The sequence below is a fragment of the Nocardioides ochotonae genome, from assembly GCF_011420305.2.
Classification (GTDB): domain Bacteria; phylum Actinomycetota; class Actinomycetes; order Propionibacteriales; family Nocardioidaceae; genus Nocardioides; species Nocardioides ochotonae.
On sequence record NZ_CP061769.1, the window covers coordinates 3,419,659 to 3,432,169 of the forward strand.

The window sequence follows — 12,511 nt, forward strand, 5'->3', positions numbered from 1 at the left end:
ACCCTACGCGTCGGTAGCCGGACCCCCGTCGCGCAGGTCGTCGGGCCCGAAGGCGTCCGGGAGGACCTCCGCCATCGTGCGCACCCCCGCGACCGTCCACACCAGCAGCTGGTTCCCGCCATGCTCGAAGAGCAGCTGGCGGCAGCGACCGCACGGCATGATCACCTCGCCGGCGCCGTTCACGCACACGAAGTGGGTCAGCCGCCCGCCCCCGCCCGCGATCAGCGAGGAGACCAGCCCGCACTCGGCGCACAGGGTCACGCCGTACCCGGCGTTCTCGACGTTGCACCCGACCACGACCCGGCCGTCGTCGACCAGCGCCGCGGCGCCCACGGCGTAGCGGCTGTACGGCGCGTAGGCGAGGCCCGCCACCTCCACGGCAGCGGCCCGCAGGGCCGGCCAGGGCTCCCCGGAGGTGTCGACAGTGGTGTCACCGGCGGTGTCACCGGGGGTGCCGGACAGGTTGGCAGCTGGGGTCTGGCGCATGTCACTCTCCTCTCCCACGGGCCGCCCGCGGGAGGAACAGCGTCCCCGACCCGGCCTGACAGGGCAATCCACGCCACATCCAGGCCGTTCTAAACCCCGCGAAGGTTCCAACTCGGTAACCGTTTGGCACGAGGGTCCCGGAGAGGTCACGACGACGCCCGGCAGCGACTACGGTGCCAGCGTTGCCCCCGCTGGTGGGGGCCACCTTGATCTGGAGGCACTTGTGAAGAAGTTGAGGAAGGCCGTCATCGGCAGCGTCGCGGTCCTGGCGACGTCCACGGCACTCGTTGCGTGCGGCGAGGCACCGGAGGAGGACAACAACGAGTCCGGCAACAAGGCCAGCGACTTCCTCCCCTGCATCGTGTCCGACGCCGGCGGCTTCGACGACAAGTCGTTCAACCAGCTCGGCTACGAGGGCGTCAAGCGTGCCGCCGAGGAGCTCGGCACCGACGTCATCGAGGTCGAGTCCAACAGCCCGAACGACTTCGCCCCGAACCTCGAGAGCCTGGTCGCCGAGGGCTGCGACGCCATCGTCTCGGTCGGCTTCGCCCTGGCTGCAGCCACCATCGAGTCGGCGAACAACAACCCCGACATCGACTACATCCTCATCGACGACGCGGCCGACGCCGACTTCGACGGCACCGCGGACGCCGACAACATCAAGCCGCTGCTCTACGACACCTCGCAGGCGGCGTTCCTCGCCGGCTACGCGGCCGCCGACACCACGAAGACCGGCGTCGTCGGCACCTACGGCGGCGAGCCGTACCCGACCGTCACCATCTTCATGGACGGCTTCAAGCAGGGCGTCGACTACTACAACGAGCAGAAGGACGCCGACGTCAAGGTCGTCGGCTGGGACGGCAAGAACGGCAGCTTCACCGGCGGCTTCGAGGCCAACGAGAAGGCCACCAACACCGCCAAGCAGCTGCTCGACCAGAACGCCGACATCCTCCTGCCCGTCGGTGGCCCGATCTACGAGGGCGCGATCACCGCGATCGCCGACTCCGGCACCGACGCCGCCCTGATCGGCGTCGACTCCGACATCGTCGAGAAGGACCCGAAGGCGGCCGACCTCGCGCTGACCTCGATCCAGAAGGCGATGGACCTGTCGACCTACGAGGCGCTCCTGGCCGCCGCGGACGGCAACTTCGACAACACGCCGTACATCGGCACCCTGGAGAACGAGGGCGTCGACATCGCCTCGTTCCACAACTGGGAGTCGAAGGTCTCCGACACCCTGCCTGCGGAGCTCGACGACATCCGCGCCAAGATCCAGGACGGCTCCATCAAGGTGAAGTCCTACCTGCAGTGATCTCCGACGGGGGGAGGTCGGCCGCCACGGTCGGCCTCCCCCCGTTCACTTGGACACCGGCTCGGTACGCGTGTCCTGTCCCCGGCGGCGGCGAGGCCCGCAGCCGTCCCGCCCGACGTGTCCTCCCTAGGATCGACCCATGCAACTCGCCCTGCGCAACGTGACCAAGCGCTTCGGCAGCCTGGTCGCCAACGACCGCATCTCCCTCACCGTCGACTCCGGCGAGATCCACTGTCTGCTGGGTGAGAACGGCGCCGGCAAGTCCACCCTGATGAACGTTCTCTACGGCCTGTACCAGGCCGACGAGGGCGAGATCGTCCTCGACGGCGAGGTGCAGCACTTCGCCGGCCCCGGCGATGCGATGGCGGCCGGCATCGGCATGGTGCACCAGCACTTCATGCTGATCCCCGTCTTCACCGTCGCCGAGAACGTCATGCTCGGCCACGAGGAGACCGGCTTCGCCGGGTCCCTCGACCTCGAGGCCGCCCGCGCCAAGGTGCGTGAGATCTCCGAGCGCTTCGGGTTCCACGTCGACCCCGACGCCGTCGTCGAGGACCTGCCGGTCGGCGTGCAGCAGCGCGTCGAGATCATCAAGGCCCTCTCCCGCGACGCCAAGATCCTCGTCTTCGACGAGCCGACCGCGGTGCTCACCCCGCAGGAGACCGACGAGCTGATGCAGATCATGCGCCAGCTGCGTGAGTCCGGCACCGCGATCGTGTTCATCACCCACAAGCTCCGCGAGGTCCGCGAGGTCGCCAACCGGATCACCGTGATCCGGCTGGGCAAGGTGGTCGGCGAGGCCCAGCCCACCGCCAGCAACGCCGAGCTGGCGGCGCTGATGGTCGGCCGCCCGGTCGAGCTGACCGTCCACAAGGACGCCCCCAAGCTCGGCGAGGAGGCGCTCGTCGTCTCCGGCCTGACCGTGGCCGATCAGACCGGCCTGGTCCACGTCAACGACCTGAGCTTCTCGATCCGTGCCGGCGAGGTGCTCGCCGTCGCCGGCGTGCAGGGCAACGGTCAGACCGAGCTCACCGAGGCCCTCGTCGGCCTCCAGGAGCACGTCCACGGATCCATCCGCCTCGACGGGCGCGAGCTCGTCGGACGCAGCGTGCGCCAGGTGCTCGAGGCCGGCGTCGGGTTCATCCCCGAGGACCGCCAGGTCGACGGTCTGGTCGGCACCTTCTCCATCGCCGAGAACCTCATGCTCGACCGCAGCTTCGGTGCGCCGTTCGTCCGCGCCGGGTCGGTGCAGCTGCACAAGCGCGACGAGTTCGCCCGCGACAGGCTCGCCGCCTACGACGTCCGCGCCCCCGGCATCACGACCCCGGTCGAGCGTCTCTCGGGCGGCAACCAGCAGAAGGTCGTCGTAGCGCGCGAGCTCTCCCGCGACCTGCGCCTGCTGGTCGCGGCCCAACCGACCCGCGGCGTCGACGTGGGGTCGATCGAGTTCATCCACCAGCAGATCGTGGCCACCCGCGACGCCGGCGTGCCCGTCCTCGTCGTCTCCACCGAGCTCGACGAGGTGGTCGCGCTGGCCGACCGGATCATGGTCCTCTACCGCGGTCGGATCGTCGGGATCGTCCCGGCCGACACCCCCCGAGAGGTACTCGGCCTGATGATGACCGGCGAACGACCGGCAGGAGCCGTCTCATGAGCAACCCCGACAACCCGCAGCCCGCGCCGGAGGCCCAAGGCTCTCCGCCGCCGGAGGTCGAGGAGGCGCCGCACCGCCCCGACGAGGACGACCGCGCCAACGGCCCCTGGCACCACGTCCTGCGCTCGATCACCACCGGCAACGCCGCCGTCGGCGTGCTCTCGGTCTTCCTGGCCGTCCTGGTCGGCTCGGTGATGATCCTGGCGACCAACGAGGAGGTCCGCGCGAGCGCGCAGTACCTCTTCGCCCGCCCCGGTGACTTCTTCTCCGCCGCGTGGGAGGCGATCTCGGGGGCGTACGGCGCGCTGTTCCGCGGCTCGATCTACAACACCCGCGTCGACGACTTCCAGACCGCGATCCGCCCCCTGACCGAGACCCTGAAGTTCGCCGGTCCGCTGATCGCCGCCGGCCTGGGCGTCGGCCTGGCGTTCCGCGCCGGCCTGTTCAACATCGGCGGTCGCGGCCAGATGCTCATCGGCGGCGCGTTCGCCGGGTGGGTGGCCATCAACGCCAACCTGCCGTTCCCGCTGCTGCTGATCGTCTCGATCCTGGCTGGCATGGTCGTCGCCGGCCTGTGGGCCGGCATCGCGGGCGTGTTGAAGGCCCGCACCGGCGCCCATGAGGTGATCGTCACGATCATGCTCAACTACGTCGGCTACTACCTGGTGCTCTACGCCCTCTCCACCCAGGGCCTGCTCCAGGCGCCGAACACGATCAACCCGCAGTCGCAGCCCATCCCCGACGAGGGCCAGCTGCCCAAGCTCCTCGGTGACCGGTTCAACCTGCACCTCGGCTTCGTCCTCGCGCTCGTCGCGGTGGTCGTGGTCTGGTGGCTGCTGAACCGCTCCGCGCTGGGCTACCGCTTCCGCGCCGTCGGGGAGAACCCGCACGCCGCCCGCACCGCGGGCATCAACGTCGGGCGCACCTACATCCTCGCGATGCTCATCGCCGGCTCGCTCGTCGGCCTCGCCGCCACCAACCAGGTGCTCGGCACCGTCACCAGCGGCGTCAACTCCGGCCTGGACGCCGGCATCGGCTTCGACGCCATCACCGTCGCGCTGCTCGGCCGCTCCAGCCCGCTGGGCATCCTCGGCGCGGGCCTGCTGTTCGGTGCCTTCAAGGCCGGCGGCTTCTCCATGCAGGCCTCCCAGGGCATCCCCGTCGACATCGTCTTGGTCATCCAATCCCTGATCGTGCTGTTCATCGCGGCCCCGCCGCTGGTCCGGGCGATCTTCCGTCTGCCCGCAAAGGAGGCCTCGTGAGCACCCCCGCACCCGCCCCTGCCTCATCCTCGGGCACGGTGAGCGCTGACCTCGAGGTCATCACCGTCGTCAGCAAGAAGACGTCGGTCGTCCTCGCCGTCGTCACCCTCGCCCTGGCCGCCGCGGCGCTGTTCGGGCCGCAGGAGGGTGACACGACGTTCCGGCTCGCCACGCGCAACGACTTCTTCGAGCTGCCGGACGTCACCGTGCCCGCCATGGGCACCACCTGGACGATGGTCGTGCTGCTCGCGCTCATCACCGCCGAGTCGACCCGACGCTACCTGCGCACGCGGACCACCCCGGTCTGGCTGGTCGTCGTGTTCGCGATCCTCGCGATGATCGGCTTCCTCGCCTGGGCCGCGGCCGGCAGCACGCTGCCCGTCGTCGGGCTGATCGCGGGCTCGATCGCGCTCGCCGTACCGCTCGTGTTCGGCGCCCTCGGCGGCGTGCTCGGCGAGCGGGCCGGCGTGGTCAACATCGCCATCGACGGCCAGCTCCTGGCCGGTGCCTTCGCCGCCGCGGTGGTCGCCTCGGTGATCGGCTCCTCGTGGGCCGGTGTGGTCGGCGCGATGGCCGCCGGCGCCCTGGTCGCCCTGATCCTGGGCGTGTTCGCGATCAGCTACTACGTCGAGCAGGTCATCGTCGGTGTGGTGCTCAACGTGCTGATCATCGGCTTCACCAGCTTCATGTTCGGCCAGGTGCTGGCACCCAACGCCGAGGCCCTGAACAGCCCGCCGCGCCTCGCGCCGTACGCGATCCCCGTGCTGGGCGACATCCCGCTCATCGGCCCGGTGCTGTTCCGCCAGTCCCCGATCGTCTACCTGCTCTACGTCACGGTCGCCGTCGTCGCGTGGGCGCTGTACCGCACCAAGTGGGGCCTGCGGGTCCGCGCGGTCGGCGAGCACCCCAAGGCCGCGGACACCGTGGGCATCAACGTGATCGCCACCCGCTACCGCACGCTGCTGCTCGGCGGCGCGATCGCCGGCATGGGCGGCGCGTTCTACACGCTGGTGTCGGTGCAGCAGTTCAACCGCGAGATGACCGGCGGGGCCGGCTACATCGCCCTCGCCGCGGTGATCTTCGGCAAGTGGGACCCGATCCGCGCGACCCTGGCCGCGCTGCTCTTCGGCTTCGCGTCCAACCTGCAGGGCGTGCTGTCGGTCATCGGCTCGCCGGTGCCCAGCGAGTTCATGCTGATGCTGCCCTACATCGTGACCGTGGTCGCGGTGGCCGGCCTGGTCGGCATCTCCCGCGGCCCGGCAGCCGTCGGCCTGCCGTACAAGAAGGCCTAGCCCCCGCAGCACCCCGAGACCCCCGGTTCGCCTCGGCGAGCCGGGGGTCTCGTGCGTCGAGTCGAGACTTCTGCCGCTCGAATCGAGACTTTCGCCGGTCGAGTCGAGACCTGCCTCGCCACAAGGACCGACTCGGGCAGCCACAAGGGCCGACTGGGGCAGCCATTGGCGCCGACTCGGCGGAGGGGGTGGGGTCAGGCGAGGTCGGCGAGGGCGCGGACGGCCACGCCGGCGAGGACCTTGGCGCCGATGGCGACCGCGCGCTCGTCGACGCGCAGGTCCCCCTGGTGCAGGTCGTACGTCGGGCCGCCGGGCGTGCGGGTGCCCAGGCGCATCATGGCGCCGGGCAGGTGGTCGAGGTACCAGCCGAAGTCCTCGCCGCCCAGGCTCTGCTGGGTGACGACCGGGCCCTCGAGGCCGAGCACGTCCTGGGTGGCGGCAGAGAGCAGCGCGATGGATCGGGCCTCGTTGACGACCGGCGGGACGCCGCGGCGGTAGTCCACCTCGGCGCGCACGCCGTAGGGAGCCACGATCTGCTCGATGAGCACCGGCACGAGCTTCTCGGCCTCGGACCAGGCGATCGCGTCGAGCATCCGCACGGTGCCGCCGAGCCAGCCGGTGCTGGGCACGACGTTGTGGGCCGAGCCCGCCTGGAGCACGCCCCACACCACGCTCACGCCGGCGCGGGGGTCGAGGCGGCGCGAGAGGATCGCGGGCAGCTCGGTGACCACCTTGCCCAGCGCGAAGGTGAGGTCCTCGGTGAGGTGCGGGCGCGAGGTGTGCCCGCCGGAGCCGCTGAGCTGCACCTGCAGGTGGTCGGCCGCGCCGGTGATCGGGCCTTCGCGCAGGCCGATGTGGCCCACGTCGAGGCTGGGGTCGCAGTGCAGGCCGAAGACCCGGCAGACCTCGGCGAGGGCTCCGAACTCGAGCAGGGCCAGCGCACCGCCGGGCATGACCTCCTCGGCGGGCTGGAAGAGCAGCCGCACCCGACCGGGCAGCCGGCCGGCCGCGTGGGCGGCGCTCAGGGCGCGGGCGGCGCCGAGCACCGCGGTGATGTGGACGTCGTGGCCGCACGCGTGGGCAGCGCCGTCGACGGTGCTCACCCACGGGTCGTCGGTCAGGTCCGGGACCGGGAGCGCGTCGAGGTCGGCGCGCAGCGCCACGATCGGGCCTGTGTCCCCCAGATCGGCGACCAGGCCGGAGCGCGGCAGCCGCGTGACCTGCCAGCCCAGCTTCTCGACCTCGTCGGCGACGCGGGCCGTGGTGCGGACCTCGCGCCACGACAGCTCGGGGTGTGCGTGCAGGTCCCGACGGAGCGCGAGCAGATCCTCGAGATGCTGGTCGACGGCGTCGGCGAGGAGTGCGCTGGTGGTCGGGTCGGTCGGGGTGGGGGCGTCCGCGGGCATCACGTCGAGCCTAGACGACGCGGCCGGGAGGATCCCGGGACAGTCGGGGCGTGGGACCTCCCGGGTGAGCGACCTCACCCGTCCTGACCCCCACCCGCCCTGCCGGTCGGGTCCGGTCAGTCCCGCGGGTCGGCGTCGTACGCCGCGAGGATCCGGTCGGCCGCCGCCGGCGCGCTGAGCCGCCCGCTGAGCACGTCCGCGGCCAGCTCGTCGCGGAGCGCGGCCACGCCCGGGGAGCGGCGCAGCCGCTCGTCGAGCTGGTCACGCACGAGGGTCCAGGTGAAGTCCAGCTGCTGCTGGGCGCGCTTGGCGAGCAGCCCGTCGCGCCCGAGGTGGTCGCGGTGCGCCAGCACCCGCTCCCACACGTCGTCGACGCCGGTGCCGGTGAGGCCCGAGCAGGTGACCACGGGCGGCGCCCACTCCTGCGGGCCGCGCACCATCCGCATGGCGCCGGCGAGCTCGCGGGCCGCGGCGCGGGCCTCGACCTCGCGGTCCACTCCCCCGGCGCCCTCGGCGTCGGCCTTGTTGACCGCGATCACGTCGGCGATCTCGAGGATGCCCTTCTTGATGCCCTGGAGCTGGTCGCCGGTGCGGGCCAGGGTGAGGAACAAGAACGTGTCCACCATGCCGGCCACGGTGATCTCGGACTGCCCGACGCCGACCGTCTCCACGAGCACCACGTCGTAGCCGGCGCCCTCGAGCACACTCATCGCCTGAGAGGTGGCCGCGGCGACGCCACCGAGCGTGCCGGCCGACGGCGAGGGCCGGATGAACGCGTTCGGGTCGACCGAGAGCGCGGGCATCCGGGTCTTGTCGCCGAGCACCGAGCCGCCGGTGCGCACGCTGGAGGGATCGACCGCCAGCACGCCGACCCGGTGCCCGCGGGCGGTCAGGTGGGTGCCGAGGGTCTCGATGAAAGTCGACTTGCCGACCCCGGGCACCCCCGAGATGCCGACCCGGACCGCCGGGGTGGGCGGGGCGTGCTCCGCGAGCCGGGCAAGCAGCTCACGGGCGGCCGCGCGGTGGTCAGCGCGCCGCGACTCCACGAGCGTGATCGCTCGCGCAGCCATGGCGCGCTGACCCGCGCGGATGCCGTCGACCAGGGCGTCGAGGTCAGGGGCGCTCATCGAGGGTGCGTCCCGCTCCTCAGCCGTCCGTGCGGAGCTTGGCGAGCAGGTCCAGCGCCGAGTCGGCGATGACGGTGCCGGGCAGGAACACCGCCGCCGCGCCCATCTCCAGCAGCGTCGGCACGTCGTCGGGCGGGATCACGCCGCCGATCACGACCATGATCTCCGGGCGGCCCTGGTCGGCCAGCGCCTGCTTCAGCGCGGGCAGCAGGGTCAGGTGCCCGGCCGCGAGCGAGGAGACGCCGACGATGTGGACGTCCGCGTCGATCGCCTGCTGGGCGACCTCCTCCGGGGTGGAGAACAGCGGACCCACGTCGACGGTGAAGCCCATGTCGGCGAACGCCGAGACGATGACCTTCTGGCCACGGTCGTGGCCGTCCTGGCCCATCTTGGCGACCAGGATGCGCGGACGGCGCCCCTCGGCCTCCTCGAAGGCCGCGGTGGCGGCGAGGACCTCGTCGAGCTTGCTGTCGCCGGCGGCGCTTGCGGTCTCACGGAACACGCCGCTGATCGTACGGATCACCGCCTGGTGGCGCCCGTAGACCTTCTCCAGCGCCTCCGAGATCTCCCCCACGGTGGCCTTCGCACGGGCCGCGTCGACGGCGAGCCCGAGCAGGTTGCCCTCCAGGCCCTGGCCGGCGCCGCGCTCGGCGGCGTTGGTGAGGTGCTCCAGGGCGCGGGTGACCTCGGCGTCGTCGCGCTCGGCGCGCAGCCGCTCGAGCTTGGCGACCTGGGCGCGGTAGACCTCGTCGTTGTCGACGCGCAGGACGTCGAGCTTGTCCTCGGCGGCGAGCCGGTAGGTGTTCACGCCGATGACGGCCTGCGCACCGGAGTCGATCCGGGCCTGGGTGCGGGCCGCGGCCTCCTCGATGCGCATCTTCGGGATGCCCTGCTCGATGGCCTTGGCCATGCCGCCGGCGCTCTCGGCCTCCTGGATGTGCGCCCAGGCGCGCTCCGCGAGGTCGTGGGTGAGCCGCTCGACGTAGTAGGAGCCCGCCCACGGGTCGATGGTGCCGGTGGTGCCGGACTCCTGCTGCAGCAGCAGCTGGGTGTTGCGGGCGATGCGCGCGGAGAAGTCGGTCGGCAGCGCGATCGCCTCGTCGAGGGCGTTGGTGTGCAGCGACTGGGTGTGGCCCTGGGTCGCGGCCATCGCCTCGATCGCGGTGCGCCCGACGTTGTTGAAGACGTCCTGGGCGGTGAGCGACCAGCCGGAGGTCTGGCTGTGCGTGCGCAGGCTCAGCGACTTGGGGTTCTTCGGGTCGAACTGGCGCACCAGGCGGGCCCACAGGGCCCGGGCGGCGCGCATCTTGGCGACCTCCATGTAGAAGTTCATGCCGATCGCCCAGAAGAAGCTCAGGCGGGGCGCGAACTGGTCGATGCTCAGCCCGCTCTCGAGGCCGGCACGGATGTACTCCACGCCGTCGGCGAGGGTGTAGGCGAGCTCGAGGTCGGCGGTCGCCCCGGCCTCCTGCATGTGGTAGCCGGAGATCGAGATGGAGTTGAACCGCGGCATCCGCTGGCTGGTGAAGGCGAAGATGTCGGAGATGATCCGCATCGACGGCGCCGGCGGGTAGATGTAGGTGTTGCGGACCATGAACTCCTTGAGGATGTCGTTCTGGATCGTCCCCGCGAGCTGCTCCGGCTTCACCCCCTGCTCCTCGGCCGCCGCGATGTAGAGCGCCAGGACCGGCAGCACCGCGCCGTTCATGGTCATCGACACCGACATCTCATCGAGCGGGATGCCGTCGAAGAGGGTGCGGGTGTCATAGATCGAGTCGATCGCCACGCCGGCCATGCCGACGTCGCCGCGCACGCGCGGGTGGTCGGAGTCGTAGCCGCGGTGGGTGGCGAGGTCGAAGGCGACCGAGAGGCCCTTCTGGCCGGCCGCGAGGTTGCGGCGGTAGAAGGCGTTGGACTCCTCGGCGGTCGAGAACCCGGCGTACTGGCGGATCGTCCAGGGCTGGGTGGTGTACATCGTCGGGTACGGCCCGCGCAGGAACGGGCTCAGGCCCGGGAAGGTGTCGAGCGCGTCGAGGCCGGCGATGTCGTCGGGGCCGTAGGAGGGCTTGATCTCGATGCCCTCCGGTGCGGTCCAGGGCTGGCCGGAGACGGCCGGCCCGGCGTCGCGGCGCACGGTGGTGTCGCCGGTCAGGGACAGGCCGGAGAAGGACTTCGGAACACTCATGCCAGTGCCTCCCGGGTGCGGGTGAGGAACGCGAGGGCGTCGACGCCCACCGCGCAGGAGTCGTCGGTCAGGCCGTCGATCGGCTTGCCGGCGATGAGGACCCGGGTCGCGCCGGCGGCGCGCAGCGCCTCGACGGCGGCGGGGGCCCACTCGGCGTACGTCGCGTCGCTGCCGGCCAGGCAGACCACGGGGCTGCCGCTCGAGGCGGTGTACGCCGCGGCGAGCGCCTCGGCGTCCACGGTCGGGCCGGCCACCTCGACGGCGATCCCGCCGGCCGCGAACAGGTTGCTCGCGAACGTGGCGCGGGCGGTGTGCGAGGCGACGGTGCCCAGCGTGGCGAGGAAGACCGGGCGGGCCGCGGGCTCATCGCGCAGCGCCTCGAAGCTCGCGCCGTAGGAGCGCACGCCGTCGAACCCGCCGTCGGCCTCGCGCTGCGGCAGCTCCTCGGCGAGGTTCGGGAACTCGCTGACGCCGGTGATCGGGCGCTTGCGGCGCGCGACCTCGGCCTCGCGGCGCGCGACGGTCTCGGCGATCAGCTCCTCGAGGGAGGCGCCGTCCTCGAGGCGACCGAACAGCTCCCAGGCCGCGAGGGCCAGGTCGTCGGTCAGCTTCTCCACGGCGTACGCACCACCGGCCGGGTCGGCGACCGCGGCGACGTGGGACTCCTCGATGAGCAGGTGGGAGGTGTTGCGCGCGATCCGGCGGCCGAACGCCTCCGGACGCCCGAGCGGGGCGTCGAAGGGCAGCACCGTGACGGCGTCGGCGCCGCCGACGCCCGCGGCGAACGCGGCGACGGTGGTGCGCAGCATGTTCACGTAGGGGTCGTAGCGGCTCATCATCGGCCGGCTGGTGACCACGTGCTGGCGCTGGGCCGAGGTCTCGGCGCCGCTCAGCTCGAGGACCCGCGCCCACAGCCGGCGCGCGGCGCGCAGCTTGGCGATGCTCGGGAACTGCTCGTCGGTGACGGCGTAGCGGAACTCCAGCAGGCCCGCCGCCTCGTCGACGCCGAGGCCGGCTGCGGTGAGGACCCGCAGCGCGCGGACGCCGAGGACCAGCGACTGGGCGAGCTCCTGGACGTCGGAGGCGCCCTGGTCGTGCACCGCGGTGGCGTCCACGACGACGCCGAGCAGGCCGGCGTCACGGGCCAGCGTGGCGACCTCGACGAGGTCGGCCTCCGCGGCCGCGGCGCTCACGCCCAGGTTGGTGCCGGCCGCGAGGGTGGTCTCACCGGCCAGGGAGAGGAAGGCGCGGGCGGCGGCGACCGGCTCCGCGGCGTCCAGGACGACACCCGCGAGGTCGAGCAGCACGCCGTCGAGCAGCACGCCGAGGTCGGTGTCGGCGTCGACCTGCACCCACAGGGAGGTCACACCGCCGTCGAGGTCGACCAGCGCGGCCTCGTTGCGCGAGCGGTCCGGGCCCGCCCCGAGGTGGGCGCGCACGTCCCAGGCGCCGGCTCGGGAGGGACGCCCGGCGGTGCTCAGGGCGTCGAGGAGCTGCGGGGTGCCGAGCGGGGTGATGCCGATCCCGTCCAGCGTGGTGCGGGTCAGCTTGTCCCACACCGACGAGTCGGGGTCCTCGTCGGTCAGGCGTCGCGACTTGCGCAGGACCGCGGCGGTGGCGGCCTCCCAGTCGGCGACCGTGGCGCGGTCCTCAGAGTCGGCGAGGTCGAGCGAGCCCTGCTCGGGCTCCAGCTCGGTCGGCTCCGCGAGCCCGCCCTCGACCGTGGTGTCGGGATTCATGGTGCGAACCCTAGGTAGTCCCCCGCCGAGTGGATACCCCGGGAGCCC

At 72.0% G+C, this 12,511-nt stretch carries 9 protein-coding genes; 4 read left to right on the top strand and 5 right to left on the bottom strand.

Annotation, left to right across the window (positions count from 1 at the left end):
* Positions 1–3: 3 nt before the first annotated feature.
* Positions 4–486 carry a cytidine deaminase gene (locus HBO46_RS16585; protein WP_166133643.1) on the bottom strand — a complete coding sequence of 161 codons (483 nt, stop codon included), beginning with the start codon at positions 484–486 and terminating at the stop codon, positions 4–6.
* Positions 487–709: 223 nt separating this feature from the next.
* Between HBO46_RS16585 and HBO46_RS16590 the strand changes: the two genes are divergently transcribed.
* The 4 genes from HBO46_RS16590 to HBO46_RS16605 all read left to right on the top strand — a co-directional run bounded on the left by HBO46_RS16590 (position 710) and on the right by HBO46_RS16605 (position 6,006).
* Entirely contained in the window at positions 710–1,798 is a 1,089-nt protein-coding gene (locus HBO46_RS16590; protein WP_224769187.1) for a BMP family lipoprotein, read from the top strand.
* A 139-nt stretch (positions 1,799–1,937) separates the two neighbouring features.
* Positions 1,938–3,452: an ABC transporter ATP-binding protein gene (locus tag HBO46_RS16595; RefSeq protein ID WP_166133647.1), complete on the top strand. Its 1,515-nt coding sequence runs from the start codon at positions 1,938–1,940 to the stop codon at positions 3,450–3,452.
* Complete coding sequence (locus HBO46_RS16600) at positions 3,449–4,714, top strand: ABC transporter permease (RefSeq protein WP_166133649.1); 1,266 nt, start codon at positions 3,449–3,451, stop codon at positions 4,712–4,714. Before HBO46_RS16595 ends, HBO46_RS16600 begins: the two co-directional genes overlap by 4 nt.
* Positions 4,711–6,006 (top strand): ABC transporter permease, encoded by a 1,296-nt coding sequence (locus HBO46_RS16605; protein WP_166133651.1) that lies wholly within the window; start codon positions 4,711–4,713, stop codon positions 6,004–6,006. Before HBO46_RS16600 ends, HBO46_RS16605 begins: the two co-directional genes overlap by 4 nt.
* A 194-nt stretch (positions 6,007–6,200) precedes the next feature.
* Here HBO46_RS16605 and HBO46_RS16610 read toward each other — a convergent pair whose 3' ends face one another.
* From HBO46_RS16610 to HBO46_RS16625, 4 genes are all read right to left on the bottom strand, one after another.
* Entirely contained in the window at positions 6,201–7,412 is a 1,212-nt protein-coding gene (locus tag HBO46_RS16610; protein ID WP_166133653.1) for an amidohydrolase, read from the bottom strand.
* A 116-nt stretch (positions 7,413–7,528) separates the two neighbouring features.
* A complete protein-coding gene (gene meaB, locus HBO46_RS16615) occupies positions 7,529–8,539 on the bottom strand; it encodes a methylmalonyl Co-A mutase-associated GTPase MeaB (RefSeq protein ID WP_166133655.1) in 1,011 nt (336 codons plus the stop codon).
* 19 nt (positions 8,540–8,558) lie between these two features.
* Positions 8,559–10,724 (bottom strand): methylmalonyl-CoA mutase, encoded by a 2,166-nt coding sequence (gene scpA / locus HBO46_RS16620; RefSeq protein ID WP_166133657.1) that lies wholly within the window; start codon positions 10,722–10,724, stop codon positions 8,559–8,561.
* Positions 10,721–12,463, bottom strand: a complete 1,743-nt coding sequence (locus HBO46_RS16625) for a methylmalonyl-CoA mutase family protein (RefSeq protein ID WP_166133659.1) — start codon at positions 12,461–12,463, stop codon at positions 10,721–10,723. Before HBO46_RS16625 ends, scpA begins: the two co-directional genes overlap by 4 nt.
* Between the last annotated feature and the right edge of the window lie 48 nt (positions 12,464–12,511).